Genomic DNA, 18165 nt, shown 5'->3' with positions numbered 1-18165 from the left:
TTTTTGAACAACCTCTAATTAGAATACTTTCGTGGTCCATGATTCACAGTTCCACGTCTCCGTAACTACATCACGGTAGAATTCCGGTTCGTGGGAGATCAGAAGAATACTGCCTTTGTAAGCCTTGAGCGCACGTTTCAACTCTTCCTTGGCATCAACGTCCAGATGGTTCGTCGGCTCATCGAGTACAAGCAGGTTGGTTTCGTTATTGATCAGCTTACAGAGACGCACTTTGGCTTTCTCGCCACCACTTAGTACAGCTACCTTGCTCTCAATGTGTTTTGTAGTCAAACCACATTTTGCAAGTGCAGCACGCACCTCGAATTGGGTATAGGAAGGGAACTCCTGCCAGATCTCTTCAATACACGTATTGTAGTTGGCATCCTTCATCTCTTGCTGGAAGTAACCAATCTCCAGATGTTCACCTCGTTGAACGGTTCCTTCCAGAGCTTGAATTTCACCCAAAATACTGCGCATCAGGGTTGTTTTACCGATTCCGTTCGCACCCACGAGGGCAATCTTCTGTCCCCGCTCCATACGCAGATCCAGTGGTCTGGACAACGGTTCGTTGTAACCAATCACAAGTCCTTTGGTTTCGAAAATGAGCTTGCCGGATGTTCTTGCATCACGGAAGTTGAACTGCGGTTTCGGTTTCTCCTTGGCGATCTCAATGACATCCATCTTGTCGAGTTTCTTCTGTCTGGACATCGCCATATTACGTGTAGCTACACTTGCTTTGTTACGCGCTACAAAATCCTTGAGGTCAGCAATCTCTTGTTGTTGGCGCTTGTACGCCGACTCCAGCTGCTGTTTTCTCATCTCATGCACTTCCTGGAAATGATCATAATCGCCCACATAACGAGTTAGATTCTGGTTCTCCATGTGATAGATCAGGTTGATTACACTGTTCAGGAACGGAATATCGTGAGAAATGAGGATAAAAGCATTCTCATATTCCTGCAAATAACGTTTCAGCCATTCGATATGCAATTCATCCAAATAGTTCGTAGGCTCATCGAGGAGCAAAATATCGGGTTTTTCCAGCAGAAGCTTGGCAAGCAGTACTTTGGTACGCTGTCCACCACTCAGGTCATTGACGTCTTTATCCAGACCGATATCCGTCAGACCCAGACCACGTGCGGTTTCATCCACTTTGGCATCGATCATGTAGAAATCCTGGTTTGTCAATGTATCCTGAATCGTACCCACATCTTCAAGAAGTTGTTCAAGTTCCTCCGGGGTAACATCGCCCATTTTGCCATACATATCATTCATTTCCTGCTCCATGTCGAACAAATACTGGAACGCGCCGCGAAGTACGTCACGGATCGATTGGCCTTTATTCAATACAGCATGCTGGTCCAGATAACCAACACGCATCCGTTTGGACCACTCCACCTTGCCTTCATCCGGCTGAAGTTTTCCTGTAATAATGTTCATGAAGGTGGATTTACCTTCACCATTGGCCCCGATCAGACCAATATGTTCGCCCTTCAACAGGCGGAATGAAACGTCGTTAAAGATAGCACGGTCACCAAAACCGTGACTTAATTTTTCTACATTTAATATGCTCATTCATGACACCTTTTCTATATAGACTTAATTCTTTGTATATTATAAGCGTTATATCCCGCACAACTCAACGCCATATTCAAAAATATTGCACCTTTTTGTCTGAAATTTGCCTTATATGAAAGTATGGGTTAAAATTTTGCCTTAACGAATTACTACTATATAGAACGGAGCTCTTCGAAGAGCATCAGGTGAAGATTATGATTGAAGTGAAACAATCCAAGTTGGGTGATGGTGGTGAGTTTAACCGCGGGGTATTTGCTACCGTTGATATTGCCAAAGGAACGCTTATCCATCAGGCACCCGTTGTGCCTTACCCAAATGAAGATCATGAGCATGTCGAAAAAACGATTCTGGAAGATTACGTGTTCGAATACGGGGCGAATCATACCGCAATTCTGCTCGGTTACGGCAGTCTGATCAACCACTCCTATGAACCTAACGCTACTTATGATATCAATTTTGATAACCACACCTTTGACTTCTACGCGTATACAGACATCAAGGCTGGCGAAGAAATCGTGATCAATTATAACGGTGAGGAAGACAGCATGGACCCGTTATGGTTCCTGGATGATTACGAAGAGCGTATGCTTGAGTTCAATAAGTCCAATGATGATGAGGGTGAAAAAGAGACCGAACCCCAGTCCGTGGATACGGACACGAGTAAATAAACGTTAAACTCAAGTAAAGTTCGCAAGCACTCTGTTGTATGTGCGAAAAGAACTCACTGACCCCGGTGAATGATCAAATGAGTACCTGGAGTACTCTTCATGGTCCAAAGTTTAAACACAAAAATAAGCAAGTCCTCCATGAATGGAAGACTTGCTTGTTCGTGTTGTCTTGCTTTCTAAGCCAGATACACATGTTCATGTTTCATTGTTTATCGTGCCTCTTAACTTGTTTTAATCCGTAATCGGCGGATCTGTATGCAAGTCTTGATCGGGTGTCGTGGATCTCCACTTGGTAAAGGCTACCTCGAACCCTGCACGCTTCGGTGAACACAGAAATGGACCTGCGTGTTTGTTCGTTGGATAGGCAAACCGTGCAACCCGAATCGTACGCCAAGGATGCTCATCTGTGCGTGCACGAATGACAACAGCCTCATTACTGTAGGAGGCTCTGATTGTTACGATTCGTCCACCCCACTCTGGCACAGGAGAGAGTGACCAATCCGAATACGTATCCGTCACGACGGCTCCAACATGTGCCACGCCATCATTGACCTCAACTCCGGCCTTGATCCATTGGTCTTCTCCGTACCATAACATTAGTCCCGCCTGATCATATAATTCGGTGAATGAGCTTAGATCAAACGATACCTCAATCGCTTCCGTTCCGTCCCATGGAGCAAGCATGGCATGTCCATCCCGATGACAGAACCCGTAGAATGTGTTCTCCCAGAAGTCACTGCCTTCCCGAGCTTCCACAACGAAACGATCCCCATCCATTCGTGCAGCAACGGGTTCCTTAGTCCACTTGCCTTCATGAAGCCCAATAAAATCCGATGACATCGTTGTTTTCATCCTTCCTTCCGTCCCAAAGGGGAGTTCATCATCACTTCTAAATTAAAGAACCCAGGTCCGATGCAGCAGTAGGATATGCAAAATTCATGGTGTTTAACTGATCGATAGTCAGATTGAACTGAATCGCCATTGCAAAAAGGTTAATCAATTCTTCTGTTTTGCTCCCGAGCACATGCGCACCCAGAATACGTCCGGTTGATTTGTCGATCACCACTTTGGCCATGGCAAATTTTTCATGAGTTCGCTTGTAAGTATACCATTTCGACATATCATTTACCTGCACCTCGTAGCCCTCTTTCTTGGCTTGTTCCGTGCTCATACCTACAGCTCCAAGGGCAGGGACAGTAAACACAATGGAAGGCATCACTTTATAATTAGGTTTGTGTTGATTTCCCTCCAACAAATTGAACGATACAGCCCGGGATTCCTGACCTGCTAACGGGGTCAAGGGCAACCCTTTTGTATCGGTTACATCACCAGCAGCATACACTCGTGGATTGCTTTCGCTTTGCAAGTACTCGTTCACCGTAATACCCTTTTTGCTGTAGCTGACGTTGGCTTTCTCCAATTCCAGCCCATCCACATTAGGAATACGCCCAGCTCCATGAACGACAAGTCCACACTGCCACTGGTGATCTGCACCATTGCGTGTGCCATGAACGACATATGAGTTCCCCTCTTGCCGTATGGACTTCACCTCCGCGTTCAAGTGAACATGGATGCCGATCTCTTTTGATCTTTGCAACAAAGATTCTACCAGCTCCGCATCAAACGATTTCAGAGGCTGTTCACTCCGATGCAGGATGTGGACTTCCGTCCCGGCTCTGGCCGCAATATGCGCAAACTCAAATGCAATGTATCCACCGCCTACCAAAACTAATCGATCCGGCAGCTGTTCCAGATCCAGAAAGTCATCACTATATATAAGATGCTCTGAGCCCTCAATCTCAAGTGGCGCAGGTCTTGCACCAGTAGCAATCAGGATGTGTTTGCCATGGAGCACTTCTTCTCCCACTTGAATATGGTCTTCATCGACAAATGAAGCTTTACCATGGAACGTATCCATTCCGGCCTGTTTGAATTTATCCTCGCTTGCTCTAGGTATGCTCTCGGTAAAGGTACGTTTAAAGGCCATAAGTTCAGACCAGTTGATGGTTGCCTGTCCCTTAATTCCTTTCCCTTGCATCCGTTCATTCCAGTCAATCAGCTCCGCCGCTCCAGCCAGCACTTTCTTCGGATCACAGCCACGCAGTGCACACGTTCCGCCGAACTCACGTTCATCAATTACAGCGATTTTCCAGCCAGCTTTAGCGCAACGGGTGATTACAGAGCTTGCCGCGCTTCCTGTTCCAATTGCAATCAAGTCATACGTTTCTTCTGTCATCATGGTTCCTCCTCTTCCTTTTGTTACATCTATTGTTGGGATACACAACGTTAAAGCAACCCCGCCTGTTTAAGGTACTCCCTAGCCACCTGCTCGGGATTCGCTCCATCCACGTTCACGTCATAGTTCATCTGACGCATCTCGTCATCCGTAATTTTGCCAGCAAGCTGATTCAGCACCTCAACCAGTTGTGGATATTGATCTGCCGTTTCTTGACGAAGCATCGGCGCGCCTTGATACGGTGGGAATAACTCCTGATCATCCTCCAGCACAACAAGTTCATATTGTCTCAACTCACTATCTGTGGAGTAGGCATCTACGAGATTGATATCGCCACGTTGAACAGCACCATAGCGAAGCTTCGGTTCCATTGTCGCAACGTTCGGAAATTCAATTCCATACTTCTTCTGAATGCCTAGGTAACCGTCTTCCCGATCCGAGAATTCCAGGGTAAATCCTGCCTTCATCTGCTGTTCCACCGGTTTGAGATCCGAAATGGTCTTGAGATTGTATTGATCTGCGATGCTCTTTGGAACGGCCAACGTATACGTATTGTTGTAATCCATAGGGTTCAGCAGCACCATGTTGAACTGGCTCAGCATTCCATCTCTTGCCTGTTCGTACACCTCTGTCCGATCGGTACTCACTGCCGTTTCCTTCATGAATTCGGAGATCGCTGTCCCGGTGAATTCGGGATAGATGTCAATATCACCTGAGTTGAGTGCATTGAAAAGGAATGGCGTTTTGCCTAATCCGGGTTTTAGTTCAACGGTCAGGTCTGTATCTTTTTCGATTAGCAATTTGTACATATTAATGAGAATTTCGGGTTCAGCTCCCAGTTTGCCAGCAATCACGAGATCCTTCTGCCCTCCACGTGCCAAGAAGGGAATGGTAATCACAAGTATCGCGATTATTGCCAGCGAACCAAGGGTAACCAGTGTTTTCTTGAAGGATAACCGCTGGAACTGACGTAATAGTACATCAAACAAAATAGCCAGCAAGGCAGCCGGAATGGCTCCAAGGACGATCAGTGCGGTATCGTTCCGATCAATGCCCAGCAAGATTAATGCACCCAAACCTCCTGCGCCGATCAAGGCAGCAAGTGTCGCCGTTCCTACAATCAGGACCATAGCGGTCCGAATTCCAGCCATAATAACAGGCATCGCCAGTGGCAGTTCCACTTTGATTAGACGTTGCCAACTATTCATGCCCATCGCATTAGCTGCTTCCACCATGGAAGGATCAACTTCGGATATGCCTGTGTATGTGTTGCGAAGTACGGGAAGCAACGCATACACCACCAATGCAATAATTGCAGGAAGTGTGCCTATACCGAATAACGGGATGAGCAATCCGAGAAGCGCCAAGGAAGGTATCGTCTGCAACACAGCCGTAACCCCGATAATGGGTTCAGCCACTCTTGGTTTGCGTGTCAGGTATATACCTAGCGGAATAGCGATGAGGACAGCAAAGAACAATGCGATAAATGAGATCTGAATATGTTCCAGCAGAGCAGACAACAACTGACCTTTGCGCTCACTGAACACCTCCGTGAATCTATTCATGTCCTTCACCTCGTTCCTGTAACTGACCAGACCAGTATTTCATCAGATCAACTCGACTGATCTCGCCAATAATCTGGCGGTTACGTTCAACCAGCAGATGGTCATGGGAAGCCATGATATCAACTAACTCCGTTAACGTAATGGATACAGGAACGGCGGTTTTGGCTGATTTTGGCACATGACCCGGTGAGAGTGGTGACATGATGGATTCGAGATCAAAATCAGATTGTGAAATCGTATCGGCGTTAGGACTTCCAACAAATTCACGTACGAAATCATTAGCTGGCTGTCGGATCAGTTCTTCCGGGGTACCCACCTGCAAAACCTGTCCATCCTTCATGATGCAGATGCGATCCCCCAGCTTCATCGCTTCCTGAATGTCATGGGTGACAAACACAATTGTTTTTTTCATCTGACGTTGGATATCCAGAATATCGTCCTGCAATTTCTCCCGACTCATTGGATCGAGTGCACTGAACGGTTCATCCATCAAAACTATCTCGGGATCGGCAGCGAGTGCACGCAACACACCAATTCTCTGCTGTTGTCCTCCAGATAACTCGGACGGTTTACGCTCACTGTACGTATCTCCGTGCAAACCCACCATGTCCAGTAACGTATGTACACGCTTCTTGATTTGATCTGACTTCCATCTTCGCAGTTCAGGAACAACCGCAATATTTTCGGAAATTGTCATATGCGGGAATAGTGCAATCTGTTGCAGTACATATCCGATATTCCAGCGCAATTCGTGAATGTTGTATTCATCGATTGGGCGTTCATTAATGCGCACTGTTCCATCTGTTCGCTCAATCAGGCGATTGATCATTTTGAGCATGGTGGTTTTGCCACATCCACTCGGACCAATCATGACAAACAGTTCTCCCTTGTTAATGTTGAGGTTAACCTGACGCAAAGCCGTTGTTCCATCAGGATATTGTTTCGATACATTTTCGAACTGAATCATTCGCTCTCTTCGCCCCTTTATCAAACATTCATCCTCATCTATTTCCCCAAAAGTGTGTTCGTATAATCACTGCTTTCCGTGGTGTTCTTGATTAGGGAGAGATCCATATTTAAAATCAACGATGTCAACATGCTGGTAGACATGCAAAAAGACGGGCACTAGGCACCGTCTTCTCATTGAATATGAAAATATTTCTTCCATTATTCCCATACTTCCATATGATTCTGAATAAATTGCTCGAATGAAATCGGGTTATTCCCCGTTAATTTTTTCACCGTATCCGTCGTTTGATCTTCTCTCCCTTCCTCCCGGATGGGCACATCCAGTCCTGCGAGGGCAGCAGCGTATTCTTCTGACATTCCTGCGCGAATCATGCTGTTCCTCAATTCATCATCGGACAAAGATTCATGCTGGATGGACTGACCCAGTATACGACTAATGATGTCTGCAACCTGTCCATAGGACAACGACTCCGGCCCTGTAATAATATGCTCCGTATTATGAGGAACTACATCTGTCAGAGCATGGAAGGCCACCGCCGCGATATCATCTGCACTAACAAATCCAATTTTCCCTTCACCCGTAGCACTGTATATTTTCCCGAGTTGCTTCGTCGTCTCCCGATGCGGTCCCTCCGTAAAGTTCTCCATAAAATAGGAAGGCTGCAATACAGCCCACTCAGGAGCATGGGCTTTTAAATACTGATGTACTTTGCCAAATATAGGACCATTCTCATCGATCGAAGCACTGCCAAGTAAAACGAATCGCTTAACGCCGTTCCACAATGCTTCCTTGATGAATGGAATCATGGCGTTTTCTGGGCTCATATCCATTGCTGGCACAACAAGGTACACCTGATTCACATTTTTCAGCGCCGGAGCATATGTCTCGGAATCATACCAATCAAAATAGACATAATTATCGGCAGAACCAGAAAGTGATGATTTCGTTCTTCCTGCCAAACGCACCGGATATTGATGCTCTTGAAGTATGGCCGCAACACGGCTTCCCGTCTTCCCATTAGCCCCTGTAATAAGTGTCAACGTTTTATCATTGATCATGCTTGCTTCCTCCTTCAGTTTTGTTTGGCGTTTTTCCAGACCAATCGGTCTATAATAGTCAAAAAATAAACGCCCTAAGCGTCCATTTTCAAAACAAAATTAAAAATTATTGCTCAAATCATGTAATACGTTAATCCATAGCTCTTAGGGTCAGCTGTACAAAATCTCGCAGCGCTTCTGCACTTGCACCACTCTTCGCTGTAAAGGTCAATGAAAGTCGGGAATAATTCAGAAAACGGGCAAGCCCGGGCAATTCTTCCTCTGCGTGCTTCAATTCGCCACTCTTCTGGCCTCGTAACAGCGCAGTATGAAAAACATCTTCCATTTGTTGGTTAGTGGTTTGAATAAAGGCGGCGATTTCGTGATTTTGTGGTGCCTGTTCAACCGCGCTATTAATGATGAAACATTCATTACGACGTTCGTTGTCGGTCAACACGTTAACCACTTCGTTGAACAACTCGGTCACGCCTTGCCTCACACTTGTGCATTCGTTTAATAGTCTGATCCCCGCCTCTGTCTTCTGCTGAATATAGAATTTAAGAGCAGAGACAAATAAATCATGTTTAGTTCCGTAGGTGTCATACAGGCTTTGCCGCGCAATACCAAGTTCACTCAGCAGTAAGCTCAGAGATGTACCTTCATAACCGTACGCTCCAAATACAGACGTTGCTTTTCTTAGAACGCTCTCCGTGTCAAACTCCTTGGCTCTTCCCAATTTCAGACCTCACCTCCCTAATCATTAAATAAAGAATACCTTTTCCAGACTGATCAGTCAAGAAAATAAATGCTTTGATTTTTGACAAAGTGGTATAATGTGAATAGAAGCTGAATGAATTCTTTTACCATTTATTAACCATGACCACATATAAAGGAGTGTACCTATATGTATATTCAAATTACAGATTTGGCTGCAAAACGATTGACTGAAAGCCTGAATGACCAACCCGGATATTTCAAAGTGATCTATGACTTGGAAGGTTGCGGATGTAACGGAGTTATCGCGATTATCATTGTTGATGAACTTGCAGCTCTCGACGCGCAGATTGAAACCAATCTGGTTCCGTTCTATGTTGATCCGAAGCAGCAGCTGAACCTAGAACAACATATGAAGCTGGATACGGAAGAAAATTATCCTTCTTTCAAATTAAGCAGTGATTCCGGTGTGCTCAGCGCCAACGTTCGCGTTCGTGACACCCGTGCCGTAACAGCGGGAAGCTCCGGTGGATCTGACGCCTGCATGTTGTAATACAGTCTCCAGCTTACTTGAAGTAATCTAGCATTATCTTTCTTCACATCAAAAGCCGTTGCATCTAATGCAACGGCTTTTTCATGTGTACTGCCCCTACGAGAGTTGCAAAAAGAATATTTTATATAAATTGAACTTAACATTTACACGAAACGGAGAGGACAGAAACAACTGGAAGAAGCGAAGTGTTCGCCTAAAAGCTTTCTGAAAGAAAGCTGCTTCGTAAGCATACGCTATCCCCGGATTTTCCCCTATAAGGGGAATTCGTAAAATCTGGGGATAACAGCGATCGGAAGGTTATTCTGTCATCGTAGTGTCCAGTGTAAATATTTTTGGTTCAACTTATATAGCAAACTTTGTTTACAACTCGGAAACAATTGGAGAACCTATGGATATAATCCTCTAGTATACTCGGTATATAGATTCATATAATCCGAGGAGGAACACACATCATGAAATCTTTTACTCGTAAATCCATCATATCTACAATTCTCGTAGGCTCTGTTGTAGCAGGTTCTGCATTTACTACGTTTCCCATCACTTCAAGCCTAAATCCCGTCGCGTCTGCGGCAAGCTCCAGCTTCACTCAATTTCTGCATGATAATGCACCTGGTCGTACGATCAAAACGATTAAAAATGTGGCAACTGTGACCAATGTGTCCAGTACAGTTGTACTTGTCAATAAAAAGAGAAATCTGCCTTCAACTTATGCACCACAAGATCTGGTTGTACCTAATATTCCTTTTAGCTTCTCAGGTTCCAGTCCGAAGAAACAAATGCGTAAAGTAGCTGCAACAGCGCTAGAGAAACTATTTGCTGCTGCCAAAAAAGACGGCATCGATATCAAAGCGGTGTCTGGCTATCGCTCTTATGCGACCCAGAAATCAATCTTTGACCGTAATGCCAGCATCAAAGGTGAAGCTGTTGCCAATAAAACAAGTGCTCGGCCAGGACAAAGCGAACATCAGACTGGTCTAGCCATGGATATCTCCAGCGCTTCGGCTGGTTATGATCTTCAGCAAAGCTTCGGCAACACCAAAGAAGGCAAATGGCTGAAAGCCAATGCCCACAAGTACGGATTCATCATCCGTTATGGCAAAGATCAGGAGAAATTGACCGGTTACTCCTATGAGCCATGGCATGTACGTTATGTCGGAGTATATATTGCTGGTGAGATTACCAACCAGAAACTTACGCTGGAGCAGTATTTGGAACGTGCCAAATAAGGCAGTTATGAACCCAAAACTTAGACAGTTATTTGATTAGATAAAAGAAGCGTGACTATAGATAACATGACTGAAGGAGAAGATGGGGCCGCAACTGGCCCTCTTCTGCTTCAATCTTTCATTTACACCCCTCATCATGTCCCAACGATTTTTCTAAAGACCAGTGGCAGTCTCTTCAGGCCTTCTGTTCCAGCCCAAGAGCCTACGCCAGCAAGTATTGCATTATGGCACAAATAAAGTGCGACATTGTACACGATAGGGCCTAGAATAATCTCCACAACTACAAAACGTTTTAACGTCGAAGATTGGATCACATATACCCGAAATTCATGAGGGTCATGTCCTCCCATATACCTTGCGATCAATGCTTTCATGAATCACCTCTAGTGTTTTATTTTAGCGTATGGCAGACAATCCTTGTCTTATTCTAAAATAACACTTACATAAAGTAACTAAGTGTGTTATAGTCAGTTTATAAATTATACATAAGCGAGGGAAACCACCATGAGTGAGTTGGAGAATCTAGTCAAAAACCGTAGATCGGCCGTTATTTTTGAAGAAGGAATTGAAATTTCAGATTCGGAACTACAAGAGATTTTTGCCCTGAACAAATTTGCACCATCTGCCTTTAACCTGCAACACACGCACTATCTTGTGATTAAAGATGAGGAACAGAAAGAGAAAGTCTATGAAGCTTCCCAGCAATATAAAGTAAAAACAGCTTCTGCGGTCATCGTGGTTTTGGGCGATGTTAACGCACATCATCATATCCGCACCATTAACGAAGGCTTGCTGAACCTGGGCGCTCTTACTCCGTTCCAATACGAGCAGGAATCTCAAAGTGTCACTGAATTTTACGAATCTCGGGGCAGATTCTTCCAACGTGAGGATGCGATTCGCAATGCCAGCCTGTCTGCCATGCAATTGATGCTGATCGCTCAGGATCGCGGTTGGGACACTTGTCCAATGATTGGCTTTGACTCCGAAGAACTGCAAAAGAGTTTGGAAATCCCTAACCATTATGTACCGGTTATGCTGATCACCATCGGCAAAAAGTCGGAAGCCAAACAGCGCCCGCGCGGTTACCGTAAACCAATTAACGAATATGTTAGCTTCAACAAAATGCACGCTGAGTAACATATAATATAACAATTTATATAAGTTGAACTAACATTTACACGATAACGGAGAGGACAGAAAAAAACTGAAAAAGCGAAGCGTTCGCCTTTATCCCCGGATTTTCCCCTTTAGAAAAGGAATCGAATAAAATCTGGGGATAACAGCGATTGGAAGGTTGTTCTGTCATCGTAGTGACAGTGTAAATAATCTTTAGTTCAACTTATATAGCACAATAACACAGCAAAAAAGCCACGATCTCGTGGCTTTAGTACGTTTCATAGATCAACGTATCCAACATTTGAAATTCATCGTCAAACTCGGCATATATGTAAAGTCGACCAGCTGGTGTATCCCCCGCATCATAACCCAATCGAAGGTATTGATCTCCCTGAAATTCTACGTCAGCCAAAATCAATTCATTGATATCTTCGTCCGGATGAGCCTCGGCAATGGTTCTGAGCGCCCGCTCACCAAGCATGTCCCACCGTTTCCACGTCGCTTCCATATATGGGGATAATGTTACCATCTCTGTCTTGGTTGAAACCTGTGCAGTGACTACCAGTTCTTTATCCTGAATAAGTAATCGCATCTGATAGTTGGACATCGATGCGTCATACTGAAACACACCCATCCCCTGAACTTCATGATTGGATTCAAATATTAGATTGTCTGCATGCTGCAATCTTTCCAGCTTGGGATTAGCGCTATAATCCAACTCGGCCAACTTGTTCTCTGAACAGTACAGCTCTTTCAGTTGCACGTTATGGCGAATATCCAGCTTGCTAATATGGTTGTTAAAACACCGGACACTCTCCAAAACCAAATTCGAACGAAGATCCAACTGTTTGATATGATTGTGATTACAGCGAAGTTCAATCAAGTTTGGACAACCTGTTACATCAAGTTCCAGCATGTAATTGTTGGCGCAATCAAGTCGCCGCAGTTGCTTATTCTGTTCAAGTTCAAGTGAGAAAAGAGCGTTATAACTGCAACTAAGTTCCTCCAACTGCTCAAGGTGCTCCGAAGCCAGCTCCGACAACATATTCCAATTACACTCCACCGTTATAAGTTTGGAATTATAAGAAAGATCTAATTTTCGAAGTCGATTAAAACTGCAATCCAGCACTTGCAATTCCGAATTGGAACGGAGGTCCAGTGTAAGAAGTTGATTCTCTCTGCAACGTAACGTCCTCAGCTTGTGATTCTGAGTAAGATCCAGACCGGTCAATTGATTATAGGCACAATCCAGCTCTTGAAGACCCCTGAAATACTCGATTCCATCAAGATTGCTAATATTATGATTGAAAAGTTGCAATATCTCAACCTCACAAACGTCACTCTCCTGAATGAAATCCCGGTGATCACAAAAACGATCCAACACAACTTGCCTGAAATGTTCATCCGTGAAGGCATAAGTAATATCCATGTCTAACACCTCCCCCTCTCGTTTTGCTCAATTGGAACAGTCTTCCAACATATTATCCCTATTCTATGAGTTTCGTCGCCGAGATTCAACAATAACCTAAGCAAATTCTTTTATACCATGTTAGCATCCAACTTGTAAGAGAAACCATATTGAGAGGAAGAATTCCATGCAAATGTATATCGAAAACCTCCCGTCATATCGTCTTGCCTATGTTCGACAAGTGGGTCCTTACGGTCCAGCCAATGCTCAAGCGATGAATACGCTGAAACAATGGGCAGACAAAAATCAACTGCTTAATGAAGCAGCAATTCTACTCGGTATTCCCCAGGATGACCCGGCGAGCACACCTCCTCAGAACTGCAGATATGATGCCTGTATTGTTATCACTGAATCTGAACGTCTGAAAGATGATTCTATTGAGTTTGGCGAGCTATCAGGCGGAGATTATCTCATCTGTATAGTAAAGCACACGGCAGAAGCTATTCAGCAAGCATGGAATATGATCATCCCTCATTTACAAACAAGTGGTTATCAGATGGACAACAAGCCGGTTATAGAACGATATCGTTGGGAACTGCTTAATCAGCATTATTGCGAGATATGTGTGCCTGTAAGACCTGTGTAATTCATGTTATGAAGAAACAAAAAAAGCGACTTCAAATTGAAGTCACTTTTTTTGTTAACGATTGCTACTACTGCTACTACTAGCTAGTTAAGACTTGTTAAGATATTAAAATGCCCAATTGCCTTTACGGAATACCGGCTCGATTGTGCCGTCCTGTAACTCACCATCGATATCCAGCTCTGCGGAACCGATCATGAAATCGACGTGTGTCAAACTCACATTGCACTCATGCTTCAGCAACTCTTCGTTCGACATCGTTGTGCCATCTTTCATGTTGAATGGATATGCACTGCCCACAGCCAAATGGCAGGATGCATTTTCATCAATACCCGTATTGTAGAAAATGCGATTCAGGTTGGAGATCGGGGAGTCATGTGGTACGAGTGCCACTTCACCCAGATAACGTGCTCCTTCATCGGTGGCAAACAGGTTCTTCAAATGCTCTTCACCGGATGCTGCCGTAAACGCTACAACCTGTCCATCCTTGAATGTGATTCTCATCTGGTCTACCAGCTGTCCATTCAGGTTCAAAGGCATGGTGCTGCTGACATATCCATTCACTCCACTGCGCTTAGGCATGGTGAATACTTCTTCAGTTGGCATATTCGCGACCGTGTATACACCTTGTTTATTTTCGCTACCACCGCCACCCCAGATGTGGTTGTGGACCAATTCAATTTTCAGGTCTGTACCTGGCGCACGGTAATGCAGACTCTTATAGTTCTTTTTGTTCAGGAGATCACTCATGGTATTCAGGGTATCCAGATGTTCTCTCCAATTTTGTACAGCGTCTCCGCCATCCACACGGTTCATTTTGAAGATCGTTTCCCACATCACGTTGATTCGGTCTTCTTCCGGGATGTCGGCAAACACTTTGTTCGCCCAAGCCTTGGTCGGTGCCTTGATCAGACACCAGCTAATTTCATGATTACGTGTGTATTTTGAGTACCCTTTACGTGCCTGAGCAGCCGCTTTGGTTGCCCGGGACACGCTGTCGGAGTCAATTCCGTTATACAGTTCAGGATCTGGAACTTTGATCGTCAGGGTAGCACCGCCTGCTTCTGCAAACTTCTCCATCATATCCGCCTTCCAGGCTGGATAGTAGTCAAAGCTGTCATTGGAGCCATGTTCAAAACGACTGCGGGTAATATTGTCGTCATCGAAGTCCACTTGTACATAGTTTGCACCAGCCGCATAGGCTTTTTGCACAATGAGACGTGTGAATTCAAGTGTTTCGATGGGAGCAGTAACGAGCAGATCCTGTCCTTTTTGAATATTCACGCCAACTTTGACAACCAGTTCTGCGTATTGTTCCAATGACTTTTCAAAGGTTTGTTCAAATTGACTCATGGTTGTGTTCACTCCTGTTTCAAATTTTAAGATGACTCGGAATCTGCTGAGTGGCCGTTACAGCGAAGGATCGTTCTTTAGATCGTCGTTGTCTCCAAATTTTCTTCATCGTATTTCAAAGGTTAAAATTAGGAGACAAATACGAACGCTATCGCTTCTTCAGAATCGATTCCTTCTCTTTCACTACTTATGCTATTATTTTTCAATCATTCGTTACCTAATCTCATTTAACTATTTCGTTTTTCTTGTTCGCGCAACTCGATCCGGCGGATTTTGCCTGAGTTTGTCTTCGGCAGATCCGTAACAAATTCGATCTTACGTGGATATTTATAAGGTGCTGTGATTTCCTTGACGTGGTGCTGCAATTCACGCATCAGTTCTGGTGAAGCCAGTGAATCATCTCGCAGTACGACAAATGCTTTCACCACATTCCCACGGATCTCATCCGGACTTGCAACCACCGCGCATTCCTTCACACTGGCATGTTTCATGAGTGCTTCTTCCACCTCGAATGGTCCAATCGTGTAGCCCGAACTGATGATGATGTCATCACTGCGTCCTTCAAACCAGAAGTATCCTTCTTCGTCTTTGCGTGCACGGTCCCCTGTTACAAAATAATCGCCACGCTGACTCGCTTCCTTCCGTCCCTCATCCTGATAATAAGACCGGAACAAAGCTGGCATCTCTTTGTGTACCGCGATATCTCCGACTTCACCCGCAGGAACAGGCTGTCCGTCTTCGTTAATGATTTCAATCAACCCAGGTGTAATCGACTGACCCATGGAGCCAATGCGTACCGGAGCGTCTTTGAGACTGCCGATTAACAATGTGCTCTCGGTCTGTCCATATCCGTCTCGAATGGTCAAATCGAAATGACGTTGGAAGATTTCAATGACTTCCTGATTGAGCGGTTCACCCGCTGACACGGCACTGCGCAGATGGGACAGGTCATAATGTCCAAGATCATCGGCTTTGGCCATCAACCGATATTCCGTTGGTGTACAGCAAAGGACATTAATCTGATGTTCCTGCATCAGTTCCAGGTAACGCTTGGGCTGGAATGATCCGTTGTAGACCAGTCCAGTCGCGCCTCTTCCGAGTACCGACAGGAACGGGCTCCAGATCCATTTTTGCCAGCCAGGTGCAGCCGTTGCCCATACGGTATCTGAAGGTTGAATATCCAGCCATAATGAAGAAGCGATCCGCAGGTGGGCATATCCCCAACCGTGGCTATGTACAACTCCTTTGGGATTACCTGTTGTGCCCGAAGTATAAGCAAGAATAGCTGTATCATCACGGTGTGTTTCCACCGCAGCCATCTCATCGGGTTGATTCTGCATTAACTCATGCACATTGACCCAACCTTCGGCAGGTACGCCAACTTCACCATTGGGTGATGCTACGATGCGATGTGCCAGTGATGGCAGATCCGCGTCCATCTTTTCCACTTCCGAGGTCGTCTCGGACCATACAATAACAGCCCGCGCCTCAGAGTGACGCAGACGATATTCCAGATCTTTTGCCCGTAACATCTCGGAGGAAGGAATAACAGCAATCCCCAGTTTCAGACAAGCAATATAAATGACATAGGCAATAATACGGCGTGGTACCATGACCAACACCCGGTCACCTTTCTCCAGTCCAAGTTCACGCAAGCCACCAGCAAGACGATTCGCCTGCTTGAACAAATCACCATACGTGATCTCTTCCAATTCTCGTTGATCGCTGAGCCATCTAAGTGCAATCCGGTCTGATGGATGATTCTCCATCTCGGATGTCAGGTTATAGCTTTCAGGCGAAATCCACTGTTCAAAGTTCAAATGGAGCCTCTCCTTCGTAGTTCAAATGTATAGCTTCTATATATTATACCCTAAATCCTAGGACCAGGTGCTATGAACTAGGCTCATTCCGAAAAAATAAACATAGGTCAATTAATGAACTATTATAATAGATCTTATCCTATAAAGAAAATGACATATACAAAATGGCGCCTTCCTGATTGATCAGATAGGCGCCATTTCATTCTTCATTTATATTACATTAGTTTTACCTAACTATGATTTTCACACAGCTATACTGTGTATGTTACCACGGATAATTACCCATTCCGTCCAAAATGCTTTCGATCTCATTCAACTCTTCCGTTGTCAGGTCAGGTGCGCTGAGCGCAGCTACATTTTCTTCAATCTGGGACACTCGGCTTGCACCAATCAGTGCAGAGGTTACACGGTTCTCACGCAAAATCCAGTTCAGAGCCAGTTGGGAGATTGTCTGACCTCTTCGCTCCGCAACCGCCTGAAGCGCATCGAACTTGGCAATCCGTTCGTCCGTGTATGCTTCTTTTTTCAAATTGCCTGTTGGATTGGCGCGTTCTTCCTTGATCTTATCGACATATTTATTCGTCAACTGACCGCGGCCGAGTGGACAGAACGCAATGGAACCTACACCCTGCTCATCCAGTACGTCTTGCAAACCGTCTTCAATCCAGCGATTCAGCATCGAGTAGTTTGGCTGATGAACCAGACACGGCGTACCCAGACGACGGAGAATGGTTACCGCTTCTTGCGTCTGTTCTGCATTATAATTGGACAAGCCCACATACAGAGCTTTACCTTGCCGCACGATGTGATCCAGTGCCGTCATCGTTTCTTCCAACGGTGTATCCGGATCTGGACGGTGATGATAGAAAATGTCCACATAGTTCAGCCCCATCCGACCAAGACTTTGATCCAGACTGGCAATCAGGTTTTTGCGGGAACCCCACTCGCCATATGGTCCACTCCACATATGGTAACCTGCCTTCGACGAGATAAGCAGTTCATCCCGGTAAGGACGCAGATGTTTTTTGTAGATCACGCCAAAGTTCTCTTCCGCCGATCCTGGAGGTGGGCCATAGTTATTCGCCAGATCGAAATGGTTAATTCCGAGGTCAAAGGCACGCAAAATCATTTCTTCCTGAATATCCAATGTGCGGTTGCCACCAAAGTTCTGCCATAAACCCAGCGCAATTTGCGGCAGTCTGATTCCGGATTTGCCGGAACGTACATATTTCATCTCATCATATCGTTGTTCACTCGCAGTATAGGGCATTGTCATTC

Annotated in this window: 17 protein-coding genes; 5 read left to right on the top strand and 12 right to left on the bottom strand. The window is 45.1% G+C overall.

Going from position 1 to position 18165, the window contains the following annotated elements; all coding sequences use genetic code 11:
* Positions 1–18 precede the first annotated feature (18 nt).
* Entirely contained in the window at positions 19–1575 is a 1557-nt protein-coding gene (locus tag MKY87_RS29230; RefSeq protein ID WP_017688769.1) for an ABC-F family ATP-binding cassette domain-containing protein, read from the bottom strand.
* Between the two features lie 197 nt (positions 1576–1772).
* On the opposite strand from MKY87_RS29230, the gene MKY87_RS29225 reads away from it, so the two are divergent.
* Positions 1773–2246: an SET domain-containing protein gene (locus MKY87_RS29225; RefSeq protein ID WP_340967286.1), complete on the top strand. Its 474-nt coding sequence runs from the start codon at positions 1773–1775 to the stop codon at positions 2244–2246.
* Between the two features lie 231 nt (positions 2247–2477).
* On the opposite strand, the gene MKY87_RS29220 is transcribed toward MKY87_RS29225, so the two are convergent.
* From MKY87_RS29220 to MKY87_RS29195, 6 genes are all read right to left on the bottom strand, one after another.
* The gene (locus tag MKY87_RS29220; protein WP_235200736.1) at positions 2478–3098 is read right to left on the bottom strand and encodes a DUF1349 domain-containing protein; all 621 of its coding nucleotides are present in this window, start codon (positions 3096–3098) and stop codon (positions 2478–2480) included.
* A 37-nt stretch (positions 3099–3135) separates the two neighbouring features.
* The gene (locus tag MKY87_RS29215) at positions 3136–4482 is read right to left on the bottom strand and encodes a dihydrolipoyl dehydrogenase family protein (RefSeq protein WP_340967576.1); all 1347 of its coding nucleotides are present in this window, start codon (positions 4480–4482) and stop codon (positions 3136–3138) included.
* A 50-nt stretch (positions 4483–4532) separates the two neighbouring features.
* The gene (gene opuFB, locus MKY87_RS29210; protein ID WP_340967284.1) at positions 4533–6047 is read right to left on the bottom strand and encodes an osmoprotectant update ABC transporter permease/substrate-binding subunit OpuFB; all 1515 of its coding nucleotides are present in this window, start codon (positions 6045–6047) and stop codon (positions 4533–4535) included.
* Positions 6040–7014, bottom strand: a complete 975-nt coding sequence (locus MKY87_RS29205) for an ABC transporter ATP-binding protein (protein ID WP_340967282.1) — start codon at positions 7012–7014, stop codon at positions 6040–6042. The genes opuFB and MKY87_RS29205 overlap by 8 nt, the downstream gene beginning before the upstream one ends.
* A 200-nt stretch (positions 7015–7214) precedes the next feature.
* Complete coding sequence (locus MKY87_RS29200; protein ID WP_340967280.1) at positions 7215–8075, bottom strand: ergot alkaloid biosynthesis protein; 861 nt, start codon at positions 8073–8075, stop codon at positions 7215–7217.
* 130 nt (positions 8076–8205) lie between these two features.
* Complete coding sequence (locus MKY87_RS29195; RefSeq protein ID WP_340967279.1) at positions 8206–8790, bottom strand: TetR/AcrR family transcriptional regulator; 585 nt, start codon at positions 8788–8790, stop codon at positions 8206–8208.
* Between the two features lie 168 nt (positions 8791–8958).
* On the opposite strand from MKY87_RS29195, the gene MKY87_RS29190 reads away from it, so the two are divergent.
* Both MKY87_RS29190 and MKY87_RS29185 read left to right on the top strand, forming a co-directional pair.
* Complete coding sequence (locus MKY87_RS29190; protein ID WP_076214772.1) at positions 8959–9321, top strand: iron-sulfur cluster biosynthesis family protein; 363 nt, start codon at positions 8959–8961, stop codon at positions 9319–9321.
* Between the two features lie 452 nt (positions 9322–9773).
* Positions 9774–10547, top strand: a complete 774-nt coding sequence (locus MKY87_RS29185) for a M15 family metallopeptidase (RefSeq protein ID WP_340967278.1) — start codon at positions 9774–9776, stop codon at positions 10545–10547.
* A 134-nt stretch (positions 10548–10681) separates the two neighbouring features.
* Here the strand turns inward: MKY87_RS29185 and MKY87_RS29180 are convergent, their stop codons facing one another.
* Complete coding sequence (locus MKY87_RS29180; protein ID WP_017688780.1) at positions 10682–10921, bottom strand: hypothetical protein; 240 nt, start codon at positions 10919–10921, stop codon at positions 10682–10684.
* 130 nt (positions 10922–11051) lie between these two features.
* Between MKY87_RS29180 and MKY87_RS29175 the strand changes: the two genes are divergently transcribed.
* Positions 11052–11684 carry a nitroreductase family protein gene (locus MKY87_RS29175; protein WP_074094845.1) on the top strand — a complete coding sequence of 211 codons (633 nt, stop codon included), beginning with the start codon at positions 11052–11054 and terminating at the stop codon, positions 11682–11684.
* Between the two features lie 247 nt (positions 11685–11931).
* On the opposite strand, the gene MKY87_RS29170 is transcribed toward MKY87_RS29175, so the two are convergent.
* Positions 11932–13092, bottom strand: a complete 1161-nt coding sequence (locus MKY87_RS29170) for a leucine-rich repeat domain-containing protein (RefSeq protein ID WP_340967277.1) — start codon at positions 13090–13092, stop codon at positions 11932–11934.
* 166 nt (positions 13093–13258) lie between these two features.
* Here MKY87_RS29170 and MKY87_RS29165 point away from each other — a divergent pair, with 166 nt between their 5' ends.
* The gene (locus tag MKY87_RS29165; RefSeq protein ID WP_340915080.1) at positions 13259–13717 is read left to right on the top strand and encodes an AraC family transcriptional regulator; all 459 of its coding nucleotides are present in this window, start codon (positions 13259–13261) and stop codon (positions 13715–13717) included.
* Positions 13718–13822: 105 nt separating this feature from the next.
* Here MKY87_RS29165 and MKY87_RS29160 read toward each other — a convergent pair whose 3' ends face one another.
* The 3 genes from MKY87_RS29160 to MKY87_RS29150 all read right to left on the bottom strand — a co-directional run bounded on the left by MKY87_RS29160 (position 13823) and on the right by MKY87_RS29150 (position 18157).
* Positions 13823–15067, bottom strand: a complete 1245-nt coding sequence (locus tag MKY87_RS29160; protein ID WP_145147292.1) for an aminopeptidase — start codon at positions 15065–15067, stop codon at positions 13823–13825.
* 227 nt (positions 15068–15294) lie between these two features.
* Positions 15295–16887: an acyl-CoA synthetase MbcS gene (gene mbcS / locus MKY87_RS29155; RefSeq protein WP_445669441.1), complete on the bottom strand. Its 1593-nt coding sequence runs from the start codon at positions 16885–16887 to the stop codon at positions 15295–15297.
* Between the two features lie 265 nt (positions 16888–17152).
* Entirely contained in the window at positions 17153–18157 is a 1005-nt protein-coding gene (locus MKY87_RS29150; RefSeq protein WP_340967574.1) for an aldo/keto reductase, read from the bottom strand.
* Between the last annotated feature and the right edge of the window lie 8 nt (positions 18158–18165).

It is taken from the genome of Paenibacillus sp. FSL R7-0198, assembly GCF_038000415.1.
Lineage (GTDB): Bacteria > Bacillota > Bacilli > Paenibacillales > Paenibacillaceae > Paenibacillus.
This window is presented reverse-complemented; position numbering and strand designations above follow the sequence as displayed.